Here is a 22,981-nt window from a genome sequence, read left to right as displayed (position 1 = left end):
CCGGAATTCAGCCTTTTTCAAATATGCTCTGGTCAAAAATCTATTTAGTACCAAAAATTCTGTCGCCTGCATCGCCAAGTCCCGGGCAGATATAAGCGCGGTCGTTCAGTTCTCTGTCCAGATGTCCTACATAGATCTGCACATCCGGGTGCACCTCATGAAGTCGTTTCAGACCTTCCGGAGCAGCGATAACAAACATACATTTAATGCTCTTTCCACCATGTTGTTTGATGAAGTTAACAGCGGAGATAGCAGAGCCGCCAGTTGCAAGCATGGGGTCAACCATAACGATGAGACGCTGGTCGATAGGATCCGGAAGCTTACAATAGTACTCATGAGGCTCATGAGTAACCGGGTCACGGTAAAGACCAATATGACCGATCTTGGCAGACGGAACCAGAGTGGTGATACCATTTACCATACCCAGACCTGCACGAAGTACAGGAACAACAGCAAGCTTCTTACCAGAAATCATAGGAGTTCTGCAAGTCTCAATAGGAGTCTCAACTTCAACATCCTCAAGAGGAAGATCGCGAAGAGCTTCAAAACCCATAAGAACTGCAATCTCCTCAATAAGTTTGCGGAATTCGTTTGTTCCGGTCTCCTTATTACGAAGAATGGAAATCTTATGCTGGATCAGCGGGTGGTCCATAATAAAAACATTGTCCATATCTGAAAAATTTGACATGATAAAAACCTCCGTAGTGTGATAAAGTTGCCATTGCCCTATGCAACAACAATCCCTTCAGAACCTTTTTCAAATATGCTCCAGAGCGTGTTGAAAATGCTCTATGGGAATACTGTAAAAATCATATCGCACTTTCTATAGAAAGTCAATAATTGTAAAAATTTGTCGCATACTTTATACTATAACAAGATTGCTGTTCACAGTATAGACCGTATTGGCAGAAATCATGCGAATGTATGATTTCTGTGCATTGTGAAGCGTGTTAGTCAGGTCGTGAACAGGCTCTAAGGGAAAAGGAGGAACTATATTTATGAAATTCAGAGTTGAGGGCATTTATGATGCCAAAAAGCTTGGAATCCCACAGATGCTGATTCTGGGGCTCCAGCATATGTTCGCCATGTTTGGCGCTACCATTCTGGTGCCGATCCTGGTAAACAACTATTTTCACGGCGAGGGCTTATCCATTCAGGTAACCCTGTTCTGTGCCGGATTTGGAACACTTCTGTTCCATGTACTGACTAAGCTGAAGGTACCTGCATTCCTAGGATCATCATTTGCATTTCTTGGCGGATTTGCCACCGTTGCAGAGCTTGACACCGGAATTTTTGCCAACATGTCTTATGGAGAGAAGCTTCCATATGCATGCGGTGGTGTGTTTGTAGCAGGACTTCTGTATCTGGTACTTGCAATGATCGTTAAGGTAATTGGCGTAAAGCGCGTCATGCGTTATCTGCCTCCGGTTGTAACTGGTCCGATTATTATCTGTATTGGTCTTAGCCTTGCACCGTCTGCAATCAGCAACGCATCCCAGAACTGGATCCTTGCTTTGATCGCACTTGGAACTGTTATTTTCTTCAACATCTGGGGCGTTGGAATGTTCCGTATTATTCCGATTCTGATGGGTATTGTTGTTTCTTATGTGGTTGCCCTGATCATGAATGCCTTGGGTATGACAAACGCAGATGGAAGTGCTATCCTCAGCTTTGCAGGAGTAGCAAGTGCGCCGATCGTAGGTGTTCCGAAATTCTTCCTCTGCAAATTTAACATTACTGCAATCCTTGCAATGGCACCGATCGCAATTGCTTCCATGATGGAGCACATTGGCGATATTTCTGCTATTTCCGCAACGGTTGACCGCAATTTCATCGAAGACCCGGGGCTTCACCGTACACTTCTGGGTGACGGACTTGCAACCTCTCTGTCAGCACTGATCGGTGGACCTGCAAATACAACTTACGGAGAGAACACCAGTGTTCTTGCTCTGAGCCGTGTTTACGACCCGAAGGTAATCCGTCTGGCTGCTATTTATGCAGTTATCCTCAGCTTTATCCCGAAGATGGCTGAGGTGATTAGTTCCCTTCCGTCTGCGATCATCGGTGGTATCAGTTTTATTCTTTATGGAATGATCTCTGCTGTTGGTGTCCGTAATGTAGTTGAGAACAAAGTAGACCTGACACGTTCTCGTAACCTGGTTATTACAGCGGTTATCCTGGTTTGTGGTCTTGGCATTTCCGATGGACTTACATTTACCATCGCAGGCGCACATATTACTCTTACAGGACTTGCACTTGCTGCAATTGTAGGAATCCTGCTGAACGCCGTTCTTCCGGGAAATGACTATGTGTTTGAGACTGCAAAGAAGAAAGAGGAGATGGAAGACGACTGATCCGGCTGGCTTTCCTATATGGTGATGCTGCCGGAAGGTGAAATGTCTGTTTAGCTGATATATAAAAAGAACTCGATTCAAAGTAAATAAATGCGGGAGTCTTTTTCAAAGAGGCTCTAAGTACATTTATTTGCCATGTATGAATCGAGTTCTTTTTTATGTTGTAATAGGAAATGCTGTTGGAATTTCCTATTACCAGGCAGAATCGCACTGCGGCGGAAGGGGAGGTGTCGTTCGAGGCGACCTGCCGCAGTGCAATTCTGCAAGAAGGAATCTTTTTAGAAGCTTCCGCCTGTACCTCCGTGATCGCTGTCTGAGCCGCCGGAGGAACTGTCACTATCCTTCGGTTTCGCTGTTTTGGTAACTGTGTGATACAGGAAAATATCGTTTGATCTTGTCAGTGCCATACTTCCCTGGCGCACATAATCCACTGCGCTGTCCTGTGTCCGTACGCTTTTCAGCTGGGCTCTCATGCCCATGGTGCACAGAAACGCAAGCACAAGACCGATTCCCAGGGAAATGAGAATCCATATGGGAGAAAAGGGCTCTGTATAAGGCTCCCCGTTAGCAGCCATTTCCAACAGATCCTGACACAGATCTGCGTAGGTATCGAAAGCGCCGTAGAAGTTTTCATCCTTTAACAGAGGCTCTACATTTTCCTTCAGATAAGCAAGTCCGTCATCGTTAAACGCAGTCATACCATATCCGTGGGTGGTAATGTGCCATTCACGGTCGCCAATGCTGACCATGAACAGGATTCCGTCGTGGTTTTCGCCGGTTCCGTAACCATTCTCATCGAAGAAATGATCTGTAAAGTAGTTCATCTCATTGCCGTCTTTCGACTCTACTGTGGCAACTGCCACTTCCAGATTGTATTCCCCGGTGATGGCTTCCAGCTTATCCAGAAGCTGGGATTCTTCTTCATCTGTGAGAAGATCCGCCTCGTCCAGGACAAGGGAAAATTCGGAGGCTGCAAAGTCCTGATAAGAGTCATCTTCCTCACTGCCGGATCCGCCAAAGCTGTTGGAAGCTTCGGCCTGTACCGTAACAGCTCCCGTACCTGGCAAAGCAGTAGTAAAAAGCGCATCCGTGCCTGGAATAACTGCACTGAAAAGGCTTCCTGCTCCCAGCACTGCCGCCAGAATAATTCCAAATGATTGTTTTTTCATGGCATGTTCCTCCTTAACAAAATGTGTGAATCAGCCATGCAATGGCGTAAGCAGCAACGGAAAAACCTGCAGTAAGTCCAAGGAACCATTTAGTGAAAATACCTTTATCTACAGGCAGATTTCCTACAAATTTACCAGTCTGTCCGTTCATGCCGAACAGATAGTGGTTGCCCTTCCAGGTGGTGGAAAGAAGCCATACCGGGAAAAGGGCATAGTGGGTTTTACCGCCTTTTAACTGAATACGGGTATCTTCAGGGGTAACGCTGTCATAACCGATGACCGTATCGCGAAAAGCATCCTCAGCGGCTTTTCTTACACGCTGGTTGGCGCGCTCAGCAGATTCTTCTGCGGATACATCATATTTGTCCGCAACGTATCCTGCCAGGTAAGGAGTGGCAAAGTCCACAGCCTCGGAAATTACGTAAGGCTCCAGAGACTCTGTTAAATCATTGTCAATTTTGGAAGAACCGTCTACCGGAATCTGGTCGAACCCGATGTTTCCAGCACGGAAAACAGAGTAATGGCTGGTTTCCGTATAATCATAGTCGCTGTCACTCCAGAAACGGGTCTTGGTGGCATGATAGCGGATATCTGCAGAAGCGTCGGTGTCAAAAAGCCAGAAAGGCACATAAACACCTTTGATCTCGTCAATGTGATTTTCCTTTTTAAATACTTTGGGTAAAAGGATCTTGCCGTGAAGATGTTTGACCAGACCTTCTTTGGCTGCCTTTTTGTCCAGCTTAAACGGAATGATAAAATCCGGACGCAGGGTACCGGAAAATTTGCCGGACATTACTACCGGATTGCCGCAGAATGGGCAGGAAGAAGCACCTGTGCTTTCATCGGCAACGATTTCTCCGCCGCAGGACTGGCATATGTAAACGGACATTCCGCTGGCTTCATCTTCCTTCCAGGAGTTGTCTGAAGCACTTTCCCAGTTCAATTCATCAGATTGCTGGTTAGCTGCTGCTTCGTTAAATTCTTTGACGGTTTCCATATCAAATTCAGTGTCGCAGTAAGGACATTTCATCTTCTGGAGCGTACTGTTGAATTCGATTGCTCCGCCGCAGCAGGGGCATTTATATTCAAGTAAATCGGACATAGTTCATCTCCTTTTATGCTGCTTTTTTACTGGGTATCGTTTTCATTAAATGGATCGCCACAGTTCGGACAGAATTTTGGTGGATTGGTTGGATCTTCCGGTTCCCAGCCGCACTTGTCACAGCGGTACCGAGGCTTCATAGCCGGTTTAGGAGAACCGCAGTTGGTGCAGAATTTGCCTGTATTTACAGCGCCGCAGGAACAGGTCCAGCTTGCATTTGCTGCAGGTGTCTGAGGCTTTTTCGCGCCGCATTCCGGGCAGAAATTACCGGAAACCATAGCACCGCAGGAGCATTTCCACTGGTCAGTTGCCGGAGCAGAACCGCCTGCCTGAGCCTGGGATACGGCCGGATTTGGCTGTGGCTGTGCCATCTGCTGTGCCTGAGCTGCCTGCTGCTGTCCCATAGCGTAAAGATTCTGTGCGTTAAAACCGCCAGTCATGCCTGCCATATTCATGCCCATGAAACCGGTCATGGCACCGCCAGCGTTGCCTGCTGCTGTCTTCATGGCGTCTGCCTGTGCTCCTGCAAGAGTAGCGGCTGCCATGGCAGGATTGCGGAGGATAGCCATACGCTGCGCTTCTTTGATCATCTGGGCATCTTCCTCAGGAAGAGTGATCGGATTCATGGCAACAGATACGATCACGAGACCACGAAGCTGACTCCATTTCTGGGTGAGAGCCTGATTCATGGCATCACAGAGCTCCAGTGCATGAGCCGGAAGTGCGCTTGGACGGATTCCCTGCTGGGAAATGCTGGCAAATGCCGGCTGAAGAGCTGAGATAAATTCTGTCTTCAGCTGTCCCTCAATCTGCTCTCTGTCGTACTGCTGTTCAAAGTTTCCGCAGACGTTGGAATAGAAGAGAAGCGGGTCTGCAATGCGGTAGGAATAAACACCGCTGCAGCGGACAGAAACATCAATGTCCAGACCGATGTTCTGGTCTACAACACGGAATGGAATCGGGTTCGGAGTTCCGAATTTATTGTCTACCAGTTCTTTGGTGTTGAAATAGTAAACACGCTGGTCTTTGCCAGTGTCACCGCCGAATGTGAAACGCTTGCCAATGGTGTGGAAAGTGTTCATGATGGCGTCGCCCAGATTTCCGGAGAAAATACTTGGCTCGGTAGAAGCATCGTAGGTGTATTCGCCTGGTTCCGCGCAGATATCAACGATCTTGCCTTGCTCTACGATCATCATACATTGTCCGTCTGCGACTGCGATTCCGGATCCGGTGGTGATAATGTTGTCGCTTCCCTTGGTATTGGAGGAACGTTTGGATGTGCGTTTCTGACCTTTTACTGCCAGAACGTCATTGTCGATGGCATCACAGTAGAAAAATTCTTTCCACTGATCTGCAAGTGTACCGCCTGCGGCGCCAAGTGCTGCTTTAATAAGTCCCATATTGTAACTCCTTTCTTTTTGACCGGTCAATGACTGGAAAAATTATGTAAACGAATGCCACCTGATGCCAATAGCAGGAGTGCATTGGCGCAGAAACCATGGATTTCATATCTGGTGGTGCCTGTGTGAGCAGACATAGTGGTTTCGTTAATTTGTACAGTTATTGTCCGAAAATGATTTTATTAATTATTCTACATAACGATTCAGCAGACATTATTCCGCGAGGTGTTTTTGTGAACGAAGTTCACAGAAAAAACGAGAAATGCGGCGCGAAATCGTATAAAACATGATTTCTGTGTATCCAGAAGGATATCACTGTGAATGTGCGGAATCGTTACTACTCTACTATAAATTTTATCTGATTTTGTCTGAAAAAACAACCTATATGTGATAAATGACTGGTTTTCGTGACAATAAGACATAGATACTATCTGATTTGCAGTAAATAGGAATTGTATACCAGCCATTTGATGACAAAAAAATGTTTGGAATGCCGGAATAACAAAAATCTGCAGCCTATATATTATAGTACTGCAGATTTTGTCATTAGTAATATTGAACCTGGTATGGGGCACATTTAACCTTCTGAATTGTCATCAGATGCGTCTGAGCTGTCTGATCCGGAATTGCCTGATCCAGAGCCGTCAGAACTGGAACTGCTTTGGGTGGCAAGTGTCTGATAGTACCAGGAGGAGGTGATGGAATCATTATCCTCCACGTAATTTCCGTTGGAATCCAGCATATTTCCGTCGGAATCAAATGTGACATCCAGAAGATCCGTCTTAGTAGATGGTGTGACGTTCATGGACATGATTTCATCATATTTTGTCTGAAGGTTTTCTAGGGAAAACTCATCTCCGATGGACTGGCGGACGCTGTGTGCAGCTGCAAGAGCGTCCGTATAATCGTCCAGCTTATATGGTGCATATTCCGGGGTATCGTAGCTGTAATGCATAACCAGCGGTGTCAGTGTGGCATCCTGGATCTGGATGCTGGTCTGATCGCCGTCTACGGTCTTCTGAATGGTAAAGGCTGCCATTCCGCCAAGAAGCTGCTTCAGTGTTTCCTGACCAGTAACAAAGTTGCCAAGGGAGTAGTAGATCAGCATGTTGTGACCAGAGTCATCTGTAAGGTAGCCATATGGCTGGAGCACATTCGGATTGGTTCCGATCACAACGTCAACACCTTGCTCCATAAGGAAGTTGGCCCATTCTTTTTCGTATTCGGTAGGCATTGGTTCTTCGGTCTTGCCCCAGTTTGCAGAGAAAATCACACAGTCTGCGGAAGCTTTGGCCTGTTTGATGGCGGCTGCAACATCGGCAGTGCTGAACGTGTCAATCATAGAGCCTTTTCCGGAAGTGGATGTATCTGTACTTCCAGAACTGTCTGCATCTCCTGTTGAACTGTCGGAAGTATCCGAGCTGGCAGAGTCGTTTGCAGAACCATCGGAATTATCGGTGCTGTCGCCGGAGCTTACAGTCTGGCTTCCATATGACGGGAAGGTATAGTTAAGGAACGCAATCTTGATTCCGTTAATTTCTACAATCTTCGGAGCGTCTATACCGGACTGGTTTTTATGAATACCAACCAGAGTGACATCCGGATGGCTGGTTTCCCAGTAATTTAAAGTTTCGTTGATCATGGAAGAACCATTGTCATCGATCAGTGCTGTGGCAGATGTGACCACATTAAATCCGGCATTTACAAGTGCGTCGCCAACCTCTGTAGGAGTGGCGTAAGGCGCGGTACCGCTGACTGCGCTGTGGTCTGTGGTGAAAGGTGTTTCCTGATTGACCATAGCAATGTCGGCAGCCTGTATATCAGATTTCAGATTGGCATAAACACTGTTATAATTCCAGGCGTCGGTTTCTGACTGGCCGGATGCAAGAAGACTTGGCTGAACCAGGTTATCCCCAACTGCAAGGACTGTGGCTGTAGTGACTTCCTGGGTGGTGGCAGCTGCCTCTTCTTCCTTCTGTTTTTGTAAGTCAGCTGCCTTTTTCGCCTGGGCGGCTGGCTGGCGGATCATGGTGTAGTCCATCTGGTTAAACACCAGGCAGAGAACCACCAGAACCGCGATGGATACCAGAAAGCTGGTTCTGGAATTCAGGCGTTCTTTATAATTTAATGGGAGATTATCTCGTTTTTTCATGATTTTGCCCTTCTCTAATGTAGGAAAATATGACCAGCAGGATCAGAAAATCAGATTGCTCCTGCATATTTTCAATGTGAGTTCATTATAGCAAATTATTGTGCTCAAAGAAAGAAGTTATTACATAAATATTTAAAAAAATGTTACAGCATTTCGGGAATTTTCGGGTAATATTGCGCGTGGATCTGGCAGGCAGAAGCCGGGCGAAAATACTGCAGCTTCAGAGGCAATCACAATTTCTCGTTCATGTATTTTCGCAAAACCGGAAACTGCACAGGGCCGATTTCCAGTATCTTCTGATGAAAACTTTTCAGATCAAAGTTTTCGCCAAGGAGGGATTGCTGTTCTTCTTTCAGATCCAGAAAATTCAGATATCCCACATAGTATTTCAGATAATTAGCAGGTGTTTCGGTGATATATCGGTAAATCTCGGCCGTGACAGCAGCATCACGGATTCCGAAAAGTTTCAGGAAGCGGGCGGCTTGCGCAGGAGTCCAGCCGTGGTAATGGATTCCCACATCCAACAGGGAGTAAATGCACAGATTCACGCTGCGGTTCAGCCAGGAAAGTCGCGTGCAAGCAGAAGCTTCCTGTGAGGATAAGGTGCCGGCAGACAGATAATCTGCTGCATAATCATACGCGTAACTTTCCACATAAGTGGCCCAGCCTTCCACGTATCCGCTGTAATCGATGAGATACCGGATATGGGATGGACTTTGTCGTCCGAAATAAACGGTCTGGTAAAGATGACCGGGGAAGCCTTCGTGCGCCAGCGTGGTAAAAAGCTCCAGATTGGAAATTTGCCGTCCATGATTGATGTAAATAACATTTGGCGCTCCTGTGTCCATTGGCGGTGTCAGGTAAAACGCCGGGCTGAGAAATTCTTCCATGGATTTATGTACAGACCGGATTTCGAAATCTACAGAAGCAGTGGAGGGGAAATCCTGCTGAATATTTTTTTCCAGAAGCTCCATGACCCGTGTGGGCTCCATATCTGGCAAATCCATTTTCTCATTTAGCAATGTGAGAAGTTGTGGATGCTGTTTCAAAAGTTCTGAAATTTCCTGAGAATCGGTGGAAAGCTGCTGGGTGAGGCGCTTTTCCAGTTTTTCCACAGGTATGTAGATTCCCACCTGGCTTTTTAGAAGATATTGGTAATATTCCTTTCCACCGGAAAAATTGACCAGTCCTCCGGTATTTTTGCCTGTTCCCCGAAGCTGCTCCAGACCTTCTATCAGCATTTGATATGCGGGGAGAACCTTTTCTTTCAGAATCTGTTTATGGGTCAGGTTCAGCTGTTTCTGGTCCTTTTCGGAAAGCTTTCCATAGGCTTTTAGTTTCTGTGAAAAAATTTCCAGCATATAATTGGAATCCGGGTTTTGAATAAAAGCACGGCATTGGTCCTGAATGCGTTCCAGAGTTTCGTCGCACATAAAAAATCCGGCATCAGATTTTGTCTGTTCAAAGGCGAGAATGCTCTGGAAATATTCTTTTGTGCTGCAGAGCAGATTCAGGTAGTCGGTGATGTCCTGATTGGTGTAGAAGGAGTATTCGGCCAGCAGTACAGGCAGCTGCGCCTGGATCCCGAGGCTTGGGCTAAGCGGCTCTTCCAAAAGATAATTGTCGCCCAGAGAGGCTTCGGTGTGGTAGTAAAGGAGGAGCAGATCAAGGGTCAGGCGATTGGAAGTACTGAGCTTTGACTGGGAAAATTTTTTCAGCTTTTTTACATATTCCTGGCACTGGGCAGAGGCTTTTTCATTGTTGGGATGTATTGTGCCAAGGGTAGCGCGGGGGCGTGAGATGCCCTGTTTTTCCGGATAAGCCAGGGAATAATGAAGATTCAGGGCGTTTCCGGAAACCTCTTTTTCAAATATGGACTCCGCGAAGTTTTCGAAGCGGGCATTTTCGGAGAAGACATGACTGAAAAGCCAGGAAAATGTGAAGCAGATAATAAGAAAAAAAGCCAGAATAGCGGCGGTGAATTTTGGTCTGTTTGACATAGGATGCCCTCTGCTCTGGGGGATTTCTACTATATTATTGAGAATTTCAGTGTAGTATGCGAAATATTTGGTTCCATGGCTTTAAGATTATGTGTATTTTGTGTACAAGACTGACGGGAATGACGAAATTAGTTGGGGATGTCATGGGGAAGTTGTTGGATTTCACGGAAAAGGCGATTTTTTTATTTGTGGGAGCAAAATTGACGGTAACAGATTGTTGTGATATTATGCGTAATTGTTACATATGCTTAATATAAATGTAACATTTTGAAGGGTGATTTTATATAAATTGAGAGGTGTATGAATGTTAAAAAATAAAATGAAAAAACTGATCTGCGGAATGACAATGTGTATAACGGTCTGTTCTCAGATGATTTTTCCACAGACTGCGTTTGCAGCGACTAAGGCTGCTGTGGAAAAGGCGGGCGAGGCATTTGTAGCTGGGATGACAGAGACTGCAGAGGCAGAGGAGGTACTTTCTGAGGAAGAGCTTCGTCAGCAAATCGTGGATTTTGCGCTGCAGTTTGAGGGAAATCCTTATGTTTACGGTGGGACAAGTCTGACAAACGGAGCAGACTGTTCCGGGTTTGTAATGTCTGTGTTTGCACAGTTTGGCTATTCACTGCCCAGAGTAGCAGCAGATCAGTATAATCAATCAGCGAAAAAAAGCGTGGAAGATCTGGAGCCAGGAGATCTGATTTTCTATGGAAGCGGAATCAGCCATGTGGCACTGTACATTGGAACTGGACAGATTATCCATGCAAGTACATCTGCGTCTGGAATCAAGATTTCCAACTATGATTATGAGGCGCCTGTGGGAGTAGGAACTTACATTGAAGCGGACGGCTTCTTTAGTGAATAAGAGTGAGGGAGCGGAGCATTTGATAAAACAGATATGAAATCCGGTTATCCTGTTCTGACATTTACAGCCGGGGAAGGTTTCCCCGGCCTTTTTGTACAGTGACGGGAGTCTGCAACGTTGTTATTCGCTGATAACATTCCGCGAGGTGCTTTTTTGAACAAGGTTCGCAGAAAACCCGAGAATTGCGGCGCGAAATCATGCAAAGCATGATTTTTGTGCATTGCGAAGCTTGTTACTGTGAAGGTTGCGAACGGTAACCATGCCACGATACAAAGGGGAATGGTGAGAGGATAAAATTGATTTGTGTGTATTTTGTAAGGTATTGTAAATACGATATTTTGCAAGGGAAAATGTCGAAAAGTGTTGAAATTAGCAGATTGCACAAAGACTTAAAAAAAATGTGGATAGGTGAATTAATAGGTAGAAAGTTTTCCACTTTCAAAAATATGAAAAAATGTTGAAAAATCAAGTTATGCACAAAGTTATCCACATTATCCACATGGAAAAGCATGTGGATGAGTTGATTTACATAATGGGAATCGAAACAAATGTTTTGGTTATTGTTATGAAAATGTAAAATTCGACAGAAATCGGCAAAAAGGTATTGACTTTTACAAAATCAAAATATTATAGAATATTCGCGGAAAATATTACAATTAGAGGTAAAAAACATAAAATGTCTGACAAAATAAATTGTTCATTACAGGGCATATTTTGCCTGAAGCTCCGAAAAACTATAGAGAAGTTACAATGAGATTCTGGTAAAATATGGAATTATATTAAGAAGCCCTTTGCGGAGAAAATTTCCTCTGCAAAGGGCTTTCTTTATAATGTTTTTGATATTATTTTGGCGTTACTGGAAGATATGATTTTTCTTTGCCTGTTTTAAGGTTTTTTTATACCAGTAGTAATCGCCCTGACCTTTACTGTAGTTCTGGATTTCTACGTCTACATCGTAGTAATATTTTTTACCATCTACGATGGCATAGTTCCAACTGTGGCCGGCTCTGGTGCCATCCAGATTCTTATAGTAGCCGTTGCAGACACCGGCATCTACGCCTACGTGGTTGCAGAGGATGACAAAGATTGCGGCCTGGTCGCTGCAGACTCCGCCGCGTTTCTGCATATAAGGAGCCATAAAGGATGACCAGGAGGAGCCACCGAAAATAAGTTTGCCGTTTTGGTAGTTCTGGAGAGTCTTTTTCTTGTAGTTTTTAATCCGCTTCTGGGCTTTGGTGCTGGTGAGATCGTAGTAATTTTTGGCTTTTACAAATTCATCGGCGTGTTTATGCTTGAAGTTTACAGTCATCCAGTGGTAGATACGTCGAACTTTTTCATCCTGGCTCATAGTGAGCTTTATTTTGGCTGACTGGATCATTTTTTCTGCCATGTAGTCTACAGTATCGACTCCGGTGTATTCTGGAATTGTGGTGGAAGCTGCGAGGCCTTTGCTTCCGGATGGGGCTTTGGAAGATACTTTAAAACTTTTGGTTTTGGTGACAGATTTTATGCAGATCTGGTCCTTTTCTACATAATAGAAAAGCTCAACTTTGTAAGTGCCATTTGATGCGTAGGCTGTGGGCTTTTTCCCAGCTTCATTTCCTTTTGAGGGTTTTCCGTTCCAGTCAAGGCGAATGGTTTTATGGTCAAAAGAAGTGACCGGATCGCCCCAGAAATTTGTTCCGCCAATGTTTTTGTATGTTTTTTCATAAACATATTTACCAGATTTGTTTAGAATCCTAAGACGTACATTGATGGCTGTGCCCTCAAGGTCCTGTTCGGTGTTAAATGATACTCCGGCACGAATGGAAAGATAGTTTCCTTTGCTTGGATGAAATCCTTTGGAGCTGATGCCTGTGAGCAGGCTGTCTACTGACATCTGGATTTCATCTGGATTGATCGTATCCGTTTCTTCCTCTGCTTTTACATTCTGTACACTGAACAGGAATATTATTGACAGCAACAGGAACGTGCTTAAGCAGATGTTTAAAAATTTTTTCCCTTTTTCAAGCATTTCTTTTCCTCCTTTGTTTTCTGATCTTCTTTAATTTTGGGTATAACCTGAAGTTTGTTCATTTTTGCAGAAGCAGCTTCGACCTCTTGGACGATACAGAAAAATTCTAATATGAGTATATTGGTTTTATTTAAGAGATTCAAGCTTAAAGTAATATTTTTCAAACACGCTCTAGGTTTCTGAAAAATTGGGATAGAAAAATAAAATGTATTCATGCAAAATAGGGCATAAGGAGGAAGGGATTTTTTACTTTACAAAAGATAAATATCGGAGTTTTCCGAGTTAAAGAAATTGATGAAGACGATAGCATATTTCAGCAATTGATGGAGGAATATAGACTTATCGGGGAAAGACTGGAGAAAGAACTTCTGGATGTGGGAAAAGAGAAACACTATCGAGATCTGATTGAATTGATTGACAGAATTGCAGATTATATTTTCAAGGCATCCCCCCCGGGTGAAGAAAGGAATTGGTGAGATTATGGGTGGACAGGTATTGGAACTGGAGTCGGAACGATTGGAGAGATTGATTAGAGAAGGATGTGAAGCGGCAAGAGTTGATTTTACTGGCTTTAAGGGCACAAAAAAACACCGTCCCCGCGGCAATCGCTTTGTCCGCAAAAACAGTGCTTTCAGTGCGCCTTCAGGGGTTCGAACCCTGGACACCCTGATTAAGAGTCAGGTGCTCTACCAACTGAGCTAAAGGCGCATTTCCTATTTCGTTGATTTGTTATTTCCTCAACGCAAGATGTATTATATATCAAGTGTAGGACAAAAGTCAATAGGAATTTTATAATTTTTTTAAATTTTTTCGAAAACTTTTACGATTGCTATTTAGTGTGTTGAAAGTTCTTCAGGAGGGACGCATTTGGACAATGTGTATTACTCACTCGCCGGCGCAACGCTCCAGCAAACTAATCGCTAACTGCGACTAATGCGTTCGGGAGAGCCCTCACGCATAAGTCTCCGTAAGCGCTGGATTTTGCTTACGCTAAGAGCGCGCCTGAAATGGCTCGCTGGAGTAATACACATTGCCCAAATGCTGTGTGTCGGCTGGAACTGAGGTTATTTAGGAACTTTTAACGAGGGGGAGGGGAAGTGATTGGTTTCCCGATACTTTCTTGACAATGATAGATTAGGTAAAACCAATAAAGCTGCGAAGTATCAACCATCTAAATGGGGTATCGAAGACACATAAAATAATATGTCAAGTTTTTGTTTGCAAAACAGCCTAAAAATTGTGCAAATACTTCATAGAAATTATAAAAGCCGCTAATTTCCAGCAAGTTTCCCATAAATTTTCGTTTCCGATACAGTATAGGGAAACCAGTCACTTCCCCTCCCCACCTGTTGAAAGTTCCTGTGTACAAATAAGTCCCAGCCAGTACACAGCATTCGGGCAATGGTGATTGCTCTAGCGAGCCATTTCAGGCGCGGTTTTAGCGTAGGCGAAATCCATTGCTTACGGAGACTTAATCGTGAAGGCTCTCCTGAACGATTTAGTCGCAGTTAGCAGTTAGTTCGCTGGAGCGTTGCGCCGGCGAGTGAGCAATCACCATTGTCCGAATGCGTCCGCCTTGAACAACTTTTAACACACTAAATAGCAATAGTACCTTATTTCCTACAACAATTCCAGAATATCCTCCCTGCTCATACCACTCAGCTGTCCCATATCACCGCTGATGATCTGCTCTGCCAGATCCTGCTTTGCTTCCTGGAGCTTCTGGATCTTTTCTTCGATGGTATTGCGGGCGATAAGCTTGTACACCGTGACCTTCTTTGTCTGACCGATGCGGTGGGCACGGTCAGTGGCCTGGTTCTGGACAGCCTGATTCCACCAGGGGTCATAGTGGATAACCACATCTGCACCTGTCAGATTCAGTCCAACGCCGCCTGCTTTCAGGGAAATGAGAAATACAGGAGTGGTATCAGAATTGAACTGTTTCACAAGCTCCTGTCGTTTCTGCTTGGAGGTTTCCCCAGTGATGATGTAATAAGGAATCCCCTCTTTTTCCAGTGCTGCCTGAAGAAGAGACAGCATGGAAGTAAACTGGGAAAATAAAAGCATACGGTGCCCACCATCAATAGCACTCTGGATCAGCTGCATACAGCTCTCAGCCTTGGCAGATTCGCCACGATAATTTTCAAAGCAAAGAGAAGGAGAGCAGCAGATCTGTCGCAGCTTCGTCAATTCAGCCAGAATCCACAATTTGCTCTTATTAAATTCGCCCTCGTCCTGCTGGGCAATTTTTTCCTTCATATGTACAACCTGGGCGTCATACAGCTTCTGCTGGGCATCCTCAAACTTCACGTAGCGGACTTCTTCCAGTTTTTCAGGAAGATCCTTCAGCACATCCTCTTTCAGACGGCGAAGGATAAATGGGGACACCATTTTCTGAAGGCGGGTCATGGCAGACTCATCGTCGTTCTTTACGATCGGAGTTTCAAATTCCTTTTTAAAGGTATCGTAACCGTAGAGGAATCCTGGCATTAAATAATCAAAAATACTCCAAAGCTCACTGAGTCGGTTCTCAATTGGTGTACCTGTGAGTGCATAGCGGGTCTGGCTGTGGATCACCTTTACAGATTTGGCTGCTGCTGTTGTGTGATTCTTGATATACTGTGCCTCATCAATGATCTGGTATAAAAATTCTTTTTCCTCATACTGGTCAATATCTCTTTTTAAAAGGTCGTAAGAGGTGACCAGAACATCGAAATCTGAGTATGTCTGAAGCTTCGCCTGACGCTCAGACAGACTTCCTGCGATCAGGGAAACCTTCAGCTGTGGGGCAAATCGGGCAAGCTCTTCACCCCAGTTAAAAACAAGGGCAGCAGGAGCCACTACCAGAGATGTGCCGGTTTTGCCTTCAAGCTTTGCTGCGAGAAGAACTGCGATTACCTGTAATGTTTTTCCAAGTCCCATATCATCGGCGAGAATTCCGCCAAATTTCCATGCTTCCAGGGTACGCAGCCATTTATAACCGTTCTTCTGGTATTTTCGCATGATTCTGGAAAGGCTTTCCGGCTCTTCAAAATCGGCATCGTTAATGGTTTTGAAGCCTTTTACGATTTCACGGAAATGACGGTCGCGGTTGGCATATATGTTTTCGTTGCTCTCCAGCATCTGATCCAGATATAAGGTGCGGTATGCCGGAATGTGCATTTTTCCTTTGACAAATTCCTTTGGGGTGAGATGAAGGGTTTTCATCAGTTCTGCCAACATTTCCAGGTTCTGCTCCTGAAGATTGACAAATTCGCCGCTTTTCAGCTTGTAATATTTTTTCTTCAGCTGATAGCTTTTCAGGATATCCAGAAGCTCCTGGCTGGAAATATCATCCGTGGAAATATTCAGATCCAGGAGTCCGCCGGATACGGACACACCAACGGAAACCTTTACAGTCTTTAAGGTGTGTCTGCTGCGGAAACGGTTGGTGCAGCGTACTTCGCCAAGCTCCATGAGGGCGGCAGTTCCGGATTCCATGATCTGATAGCTCAGTTCTTCGTTATGATTGCAGTGAAGAACGTCAAAGTCGGGATCATAGTAAGGAAGCCATTCCATTGTCTGATCCAGAATGCTGTTTTCCAGAGGAAAATCACGGAACTGCTGGTCCGGGGAGATGTTCTCATGAAGTAAAAGCTTTCCTACAGAGAATTCCCTTTTTCCATAAAAGGCGCTTACCTTGCAGATAACGTTATCGTTTTCCATGTCCAGATAAAATACGAAGTGCGCTTCAGGGGTGAGGTACTGCCTGAATTTCTCCGGATTTTCCTCCGTAATATCCGCCACTTCCTGAAGCTGAGGCAGCACATTGTGATAAAAATTAGACAATGTATTACGTCCCATCTGGAAGTGGAATTCTCCATTTCTGGAAAGCGCTGTCAATGGACGGACCTTTTCCATAAAGGCCGGTTCTGTTTTGCAGAAGCTGTCATCCTGGATAAAGTATGAAGAGTCCATACCTTGAAAAAGCTCTGGGATGTATCCCTTTACTGTGACACCGTCAAACTGCTTTTTATCCTTAGAGGCATCCAGAATCCGTATGGAAATCCGTGGATTCCCTGTTTTGCAGTGAAGCTGGGCTTTTTTACGGGCTGCATCCGGAGTTTTATCTTCAAAATCTATTTTCTCACTGCCGACATTGTCGTAAAAACTGTCCAGACGCCAGCCAAAAAGATCCAGAGAATTGCCAACATTAAACTTCTTTGGCAAATAGATGCCGGAATTCTGGATTTTGTCTACGAACTGCTCTTCCTCGCGTACGATCCGGTCAATATAGCGGATCCATTTGCGGCTCTCCTCTGTGAAATCCTGCGTTTTGTGGCTGATCTGGGTGCTGGTTCCATACTGAACGATCTCACCGTTGCGAACCTGGCGGCAGAAGTCATCCAGTTTTTTTACCACGAACATTTTGGAAGTGCCCACTTTAAAAGAAACGGAAAGTTTATTGTCATTCTGAGTCAGCCTTGGAATCAGGGAAACGCTTGGAGAAACCTGGGCCGGTGTTTCTTTCTGGCCATTTTTGAGCTGTCCTCTGCGATAGGAGTTCAGCAGATAGTCTCCGTTCATGTCAGTGGCATCCGAAAAATTGCTGTGGTTTACATAATCACGAATATAGAAGGCAAGTGCAGCTGTATACTGGCACCTGGAATTATCAGAATACCAGCCCCAGTATTTTCTGTGGCATTCCGGGCATCCGCATCTTGCATAAGTAACTTCCTCGTGAGAGAAAAGAAGGGTGACGCCGAAGATATCTCTGCCAGTCTGGAAGGTTGCTTCAATCTGGCCAAGGCGCTGACCGTTCATCCTGTCGTAGCCGCAGGAAATATCTGTGACATTCATTTTCTGTTGGCGATAGATGGCTTCCCCGTTTTTTCGGTCTTTGGGGGCAAGCTTTAGGGATTCAAGAATTTTGTCGCCGTCAAAGTAGCTGTAATTTTCCAGCTGTTGGATATTTCCGTCTAATGAGGAATCGTCGTCTGCGTCACTGTCATTCTGGGAACCGCCAAGAAGCTGGTACGTTTCGTTACGCTTTTGTTTTTCCAGCTCTTCCTGACGTTTGCGCTCTTCCGTTTCTTTCTTTTTCACTTCTGTCGGAGAATTTTTCATTTGTTTGGCTTCCTTTTTATGATTTTTCTTTGTCGTTTTTGTCCTTGGGAAACATGCTGTCCAGCAGTTTGGACAGTTCGTTGGCATGCTTCTTTATGCCGGAGAAGGGATTGCTTCTGTTTTTATGTTCATAGCCAAATTGAGCAGCAAATTTTTGCAAAGATCTGGTTCGCTTCATATAAAAACTCCTGCCAGATATTTCTTCCTTATAATATGAAAAGAAATACAGCAACGTGAAACATTTAACGACGAATGATCATCTTGCAGATAGGATTTCCTATAGAAGAAAATTTTTCTTCATATTCGGTCATTACATTGCCAACCATCATTTCTTCGTTGTGATGAAGATCAAAGGTATGTGCTTCAAGCTTCCATCCGGCTTCCGGGACTTCTTCCAGGGAAAAGTCGAACAGGCCGCGGTTGTCAGTTTTGAACTCGATGGTTCCGTCTTCTTTCAGAATCTTGTCGTAGCGGGCAAGAAATTCCCGGGAGGTAAGACGGCGTGAAGCGTGGCGGGCCTTTGGCCAAGGATCAGAGAAGTTCAGATAGATTCTGGAAACCTCGCCTTTTTCAAAAACTTCGGGAAGAAGTCTTGCATCCATGCGCATGAATTTTAAATTAGAAAGCTCCTGTCCTTCTTCTGCAAGGGCTTCTTTCTTCTGAATGGCACGAAGGAGTACGCTGTCATACATTTCGATTCCGATATAGTTGATTTCCGGATGGAGCTTCGCCATATCCATAAGAAAGCGGCCTTTTCCCATGCCAACCTCCAGATGGACAGGCTGATTCTGTGGGAAAACCTTGTCCCAGTTTCCCTTATTCTCCTGGGGATTCTGGATCACGTAGATACTTTCTGCAATTGCGTCTTTGGCGCCTGGTATATTTCTAAGTCGCATAGGTTCCTCCTGTAATTATATTTATAGCTGTATGAAACTGATTCCGGCTCTTTGCAAAAGGTTACCGGGTGGTAAAAAATGCTTGTCAGAATCAGCTGAAATTGTATTCATTCTTAACAAAACTACTATACATGATTTCCTGCTTTTCCGCAATAATATTGATATCGTGATTTTTCAAACACATTCTATGTCAGGGGGAAAACGCAAAGTTCTTTTAATTGAAAAAACTGACTAATTTTGACTGAATATGAAATGCGTCAATAAGAAAAGTAAACGGAAAAATGTGGGAGAACTCTGTATAAATATGCATTTTCTTCCTATTTATAATTAATACGTGTACCTAGTATAAAATTTCGATATGACAGGAATTGATAAGATCGTTAATTTTTAGTCAAAACATCTGGAATTGTATTGAATTTTTGTGAAAATTTTAGGCAAAGTTTGACTGGTATTTTCATCAAAATGGGTGTAAGATACTTAAAACTTGAAAAAGGAGGGGAAAAATGGAACAGATAATCGGTAAGTTATCCGAGATAGAGACAACTGCAGAGACCATTATGAAGGATGCACTGCAGAAGAAGAAAGCTCTTTCAGCTGAGATGGAAAGGCAGTCCAAGGAATTCGACACCCAGCTGGAGAAACAGACAGAAGAGCAGATTAAGGAAATTCGCCGGAATCTTGAGGGTGAGAAGGATAAGCGCCTGTCATCCCTGCGGGAAGACACTCAGGCTGCCTTAAGTCAGCTGGACGCTTACTATGCGAAGAATCACGAACGCCTTTCCAGAGAAATTTTTGAAAAGATCATTCAGGAGGAAGTGATGTAATGGGAAGCGTTCTTTCCTACAGCGGAATTTCCACGAAAATACGCGCTATGAGCAGTCATCTGGTGACAGATGAACAGCTTCAGGAAATCGTCCGCTTTTCGGACGTTCCACAGGTAGCCGCTTATTTGAAGAAAACGCCGGAATATGCGAAAGCATGGTCAGACCTTGATGAGAATAATCTTCACCGAGGTGAGATCGAGAAGCTTCTGAAGAAATCCATTTTCGGAAATTTCTCCCGCATTTACAATTTTGCAAACAAGGAGCAGCGCAAGTTCCTGGCACTTTATTCCAAGCGCTACGAAATCCGTGTTCTGAAAGAGATCATGACAAATCTCTTTGATCACAGAAGCACCGATCCTGTGGATATGAGTCCTTACCGCGACTTTTTCCTGCACCATTCCAAGCTGGACATTGACAGAGTGGCAGGTGCCGGAAATATGGATGAGTTCATGACAGCCCTGAAGGGCAATGAATTCTATGCTCCGCTTCAGAGCGTATATGAGAACGGCAATGGACTTTTATTTGACTACGGAATGGCTCTTGATCTTTATTATTTTAATCAGATCTGGAGTGTCCGCAAAAAGTTATTCAAGGGAAACGATCTGGACGAGATCACCAAGGCTTATGGTGAGAAGTTTGATATGCTGAATCTGCAGTTTATCCTGCGATCCAAGCGTTATTACAAAATGGAGCCGGCAGCCATCTACGCACAGCTGATTCCCGTGAATTATAAACTAAAGAAAGAAGAAATCACAGCTCTGGTGGAAGCTACCAGCAAAGAAGAAGGTGAGCAGATCTTTTCCCGTACCTGGTACGGCAGGAAATATCAGCAGCTGAACCTGATCTCCATGGAGGAGCTTTATAATAGTCTGCTCCGTACCGTGCTTGAGAAAGAGGCTCGCAAGGATCCTTATTCAGTAGCTGTTTTGTATTCTTATCTTTACCACAAAGAGCATGAGGTAAACCGTCTGACCATCGCACTGGAGTGTGTTCGTTACCAGGTTGATCCGGACGAGGCAATGCATTATGTTCACAACAATTAGTAACCCGGAGGTAGCAATGTGATTGAGAAAATGAAATTTGTCAGCATTACCGGGCCAAGAGAGGATATCGACCGAGTTGTAAATAATTACCTCAGCCGGTATGAGATTCATCTGGAGAATGCTCTTACTGAGCTCACAGATGTGAAGAATCTTTCCCCTTATCTTGAAATCAATCCTTATAAAGAAGCTTTAAGCACAGTCGGAAGCTTCTATGAAGAGGTTGAGAACCCGGAGCAGGCTTCTGCGAAGAAGCTGCCAATCGAAAAAGCTCTCTCTTTCGTACAGCAGATCAAAGATGAAGCGGATGTCCTTAACAAGACCCGTCAGGAACTGGAAGAGAAACGTGATTCTCTGGCAGAATCACTTCGTATCATCTATCCTTTCCGAAATGTAGACTTTGATGTGCAGTCAATCCTGAAAATGCGTTATATCCATTATCGCTTTGGACGGATCGAGAAAGATTATTTCGATAAATTTAAAACATACATTTATGATAATCTGGATACGATTTTCATTAAATGTGATGAAGATGACCGTTATATCTGGGGAATTTATTTTGTTCCCGTTCATGAAGCACAGCGAATTCATGCCGTATATTCTGCTATGCACTTTGAAAAAATCTTTGTACCGGATCAGTATGATGGAACTGCCAGAGCTGCATACACAGCACTTGAAGCGCAGTACAAGAAAACAATTGCAGATCTTGATGCAAACAAAGCGGCAAGAAAAGCTTTCTTTAGAAAAAATGCATCCGACATTGTTTCCTGCAAACATACACTTTCCCAGTTTTCACGGAACTTTGATATCCGTAAACTGGCAGCATGCACACATGGGGACAATAAGGGAGAGGCAGCAGTCGATTATAAGCCGAAGGAACCATTTTATATCCTTTGTGGCTGGATGACAGAGAAGGATGCTAAGGCTTTCCAGAATGATATTTCCGGAGATTCACGTATTTTCTGTCTGATTGATGAGAATGAGCAGGAGGATGCCCATAAGACACCGCCTACCAAGCTGAAGAATCCCAAGCTTTTCAAGCCATTCGAAATGTACACCAAAATGTATGGCCTTCCGGCTTATGGAGAGATGGATCCAACCTGGTTTATCGCCATTACTTATTCCTTTATTTTCGGCGCAATGTTCGGAGATGCAGGACAGGGTCTGGTTTTATTGATCGGCGGATATCTTCTTTACAGATTCAAGCATATTGATCTTGCCGGAATCATCAGCTGTGCAGGTATCTTTTCCACATTCTTTGGCTTCATGTTCGGCAGCGTCTTCGGATTTGAAGATATTATAGAGCCTGTATGGTTAAGGCCTATGGATGCCATGATGAATGTGCCTTTTATCGGAAAACTGAATACCGTATTTATTATCGCTATTGGCTTTGGTATGGGAATCATTCTTCTGTGCATGATTTTTAATATTATGAATTCCCTGAAAGCAAAGGATACAGAGAAAGTATGGTTTGATACCAACTCTGTTGCAGGCCTTGTATTCTATGGATCCGCAGTGATTGTAATTGCATTGTTCATGACAGGCCATAAGCTTCCTGGCGGTATTGTTCTTTGCATTATGTTTATCCTTCCGCTGCTTGTAATGTTCTTAAAAGAGCCTCTTACAAACCTTGTGGAAAAGAAGCCGGCAGCTTTTGAAGGCGGTGTGGGAATGTTTATTGTTCAGGGATTTTTCGAGATGTTCGAAGTCCTTTTGAGCTATTTCTCCAACACACTTTCTTTCGTGCGTATCGGAGCTTATGCAGTCAGCCATGCAGCTATGATGCAGGTTGTACTGATGCTGGCCGGTGCTGAGAACGGAAGCCCGAACTGGGTAGTGATTGTTCTCGGAAATATTTTCGTATGCGGTCTTGAGGGTCTGATCGTTGGTATCCAGGTACTGAGACTTGAGTATTACGAGATGTTTAGCCGTTTCTACAAAGGAAGCGGAAGAAAATTCGAGCCGTTCCGTTCTGACGCGGAGGCAAAGTAAACTGCCGCTGGTAGTGAAATATTTATCAAATGTCTCTGTGAAATGCAGTGACATTACAAATGTTAAAACA

At 44.4% G+C, this 22,981-nt stretch carries 16 protein-coding genes and 1 tRNA gene; 6 read left to right on the top strand and 11 right to left on the bottom strand.

Going from position 1 to position 22,981, the window contains the following annotated elements:
- Positions 1-40 precede the first annotated feature (40 nt).
- On the bottom strand, positions 41-670 hold the full coding sequence (gene upp, locus AB5706_RS00995; RefSeq protein ID WP_118579383.1) for a uracil phosphoribosyltransferase: 630 nt from the start codon (positions 668-670) through the stop codon (positions 41-43).
- 328 nt (positions 671-998) lie between these two features.
- On the opposite strand from upp, the gene AB5706_RS00990 reads away from it, so the two are divergent.
- The gene (locus AB5706_RS00990; RefSeq protein ID WP_118579324.1) at positions 999-2,354 is read left to right on the top strand and encodes a uracil-xanthine permease family protein; all 1,356 of its coding nucleotides are present in this window, start codon (positions 999-1,001) and stop codon (positions 2,352-2,354) included.
- Positions 2,355-2,632: 278 nt separating this feature from the next.
- On the opposite strand, the gene AB5706_RS00985 is transcribed toward AB5706_RS00990, so the two are convergent.
- The 5 genes from AB5706_RS00985 to AB5706_RS00965 form a co-directional block, all read right to left on the bottom strand.
- The gene (locus AB5706_RS00985) at positions 2,633-3,523 is read right to left on the bottom strand and encodes a TPM domain-containing protein (RefSeq protein ID WP_148463722.1); all 891 of its coding nucleotides are present in this window, start codon (positions 3,521-3,523) and stop codon (positions 2,633-2,635) included.
- Between the two features lie 13 nt (positions 3,524-3,536).
- Positions 3,537-4,625, bottom strand: coding sequence for a TFIIB-type zinc ribbon-containing protein (locus AB5706_RS00980; protein WP_173718511.1), 1,089 nt, complete (start codon positions 4,623-4,625; stop codon positions 3,537-3,539).
- A 26-nt stretch (positions 4,626-4,651) separates the two neighbouring features.
- Positions 4,652-6,025 carry an SPFH domain-containing protein gene (locus AB5706_RS00975; protein WP_173718510.1) on the bottom strand — a complete coding sequence of 458 codons (1,374 nt, stop codon included), beginning with the start codon at positions 6,023-6,025 and terminating at the stop codon, positions 4,652-4,654.
- Positions 6,026-6,602: 577 nt separating this feature from the next.
- Positions 6,603-8,177 carry a CapA family protein gene (locus AB5706_RS00970; protein WP_195983355.1) on the bottom strand — a complete coding sequence of 525 codons (1,575 nt, stop codon included), beginning with the start codon at positions 8,175-8,177 and terminating at the stop codon, positions 6,603-6,605.
- A gap of 230 nt (positions 8,178-8,407) precedes the next feature.
- The gene (locus AB5706_RS00965; protein ID WP_173718508.1) at positions 8,408-10,177 is read right to left on the bottom strand and encodes a DUF885 domain-containing protein; all 1,770 of its coding nucleotides are present in this window, start codon (positions 10,175-10,177) and stop codon (positions 8,408-8,410) included.
- Positions 10,178-10,481: 304 nt separating this feature from the next.
- Here AB5706_RS00965 and AB5706_RS00960 point away from each other — a divergent pair, with 304 nt between their 5' ends.
- The gene (locus tag AB5706_RS00960; RefSeq protein WP_148463726.1) at positions 10,482-11,039 is read left to right on the top strand and encodes a C40 family peptidase; all 558 of its coding nucleotides are present in this window, start codon (positions 10,482-10,484) and stop codon (positions 11,037-11,039) included.
- A gap of 853 nt (positions 11,040-11,892) precedes the next feature.
- Here the strand turns inward: AB5706_RS00960 and AB5706_RS00955 are convergent.
- Positions 11,893-13,053 (bottom strand): transglutaminase-like domain-containing protein, encoded by a 1,161-nt coding sequence (locus AB5706_RS00955; protein ID WP_195698966.1) that lies wholly within the window; start codon positions 13,051-13,053, stop codon positions 11,893-11,895.
- A 320-nt stretch (positions 13,054-13,373) separates the two neighbouring features.
- Between AB5706_RS00955 and AB5706_RS00950 the strand changes: the two genes are divergently transcribed.
- Complete coding sequence (locus tag AB5706_RS00950; protein WP_226837795.1) at positions 13,374-13,529, top strand: hypothetical protein; 156 nt, start codon at positions 13,374-13,376, stop codon at positions 13,527-13,529.
- 159 nt (positions 13,530-13,688) lie between these two features.
- On the opposite strand, the gene AB5706_RS00945 is transcribed toward AB5706_RS00950, so the two are convergent.
- From AB5706_RS00945 to trmB, 4 genes are all read right to left on the bottom strand, one after another.
- Positions 13,689-13,761 (bottom strand) — tRNA-Lys (locus tag AB5706_RS00945).
- A gap of 912 nt (positions 13,762-14,673) precedes the next feature.
- Positions 14,674-18,159: a DEAD/DEAH box helicase gene (locus tag AB5706_RS00940; RefSeq protein ID WP_368365661.1), complete on the bottom strand. Its 3,486-nt coding sequence runs from the start codon at positions 18,157-18,159 to the stop codon at positions 14,674-14,676.
- A 16-nt stretch (positions 18,160-18,175) separates the two neighbouring features.
- On the bottom strand, positions 18,176-18,337 hold the full coding sequence (locus tag AB5706_RS00935; RefSeq protein WP_173719405.1) for a hypothetical protein: 162 nt from the start codon (positions 18,335-18,337) through the stop codon (positions 18,176-18,178).
- A 64-nt stretch (positions 18,338-18,401) separates the two neighbouring features.
- Positions 18,402-19,055: a tRNA (guanosine(46)-N7)-methyltransferase TrmB gene (gene trmB / locus AB5706_RS00930; RefSeq protein WP_173716936.1), complete on the bottom strand. Its 654-nt coding sequence runs from the start codon at positions 19,053-19,055 to the stop codon at positions 18,402-18,404.
- A gap of 503 nt (positions 19,056-19,558) precedes the next feature.
- Between trmB and AB5706_RS00925 the strand changes: the two genes are divergently transcribed.
- Genes AB5706_RS00925 through AB5706_RS00915 form a run of 3 tightly spaced genes read left to right on the top strand, consistent with a single transcriptional unit; the run spans position 19,559 to position 22,911 of the window.
- Entirely contained in the window at positions 19,559-19,879 is a 321-nt protein-coding gene (locus AB5706_RS00925) for a hypothetical protein (protein ID WP_118579350.1), read from the top strand.
- Complete coding sequence (locus AB5706_RS00920) at positions 19,879-20,922, top strand: V0D/AC39 family V-type ATPase subunit (RefSeq protein WP_118579353.1); 1,044 nt, start codon at positions 19,879-19,881, stop codon at positions 20,920-20,922. The genes AB5706_RS00925 and AB5706_RS00920 overlap by 1 nt, the downstream gene beginning before the upstream one ends.
- Before the next feature lie 18 nt (positions 20,923-20,940).
- Positions 20,941-22,911 carry a V-type ATP synthase subunit I gene (locus AB5706_RS00915; protein WP_368365660.1) on the top strand — a complete coding sequence of 657 codons (1,971 nt, stop codon included), beginning with the start codon at positions 20,941-20,943 and terminating at the stop codon, positions 22,909-22,911.
- Positions 22,912-22,981 lie beyond the last annotated feature (70 nt).

Source organism: Ruminococcus sp. RTP21484sp1_RTP21277st1_D2_RTP21277_210401 (assembly GCF_040924225.1).
In the GTDB taxonomy this organism is placed as follows: Bacteria; Bacillota; Clostridia; order Lachnospirales; family Lachnospiraceae; genus Blautia_A; species Blautia_A faecis.
This window is presented reverse-complemented; position numbering and strand designations above follow the sequence as displayed.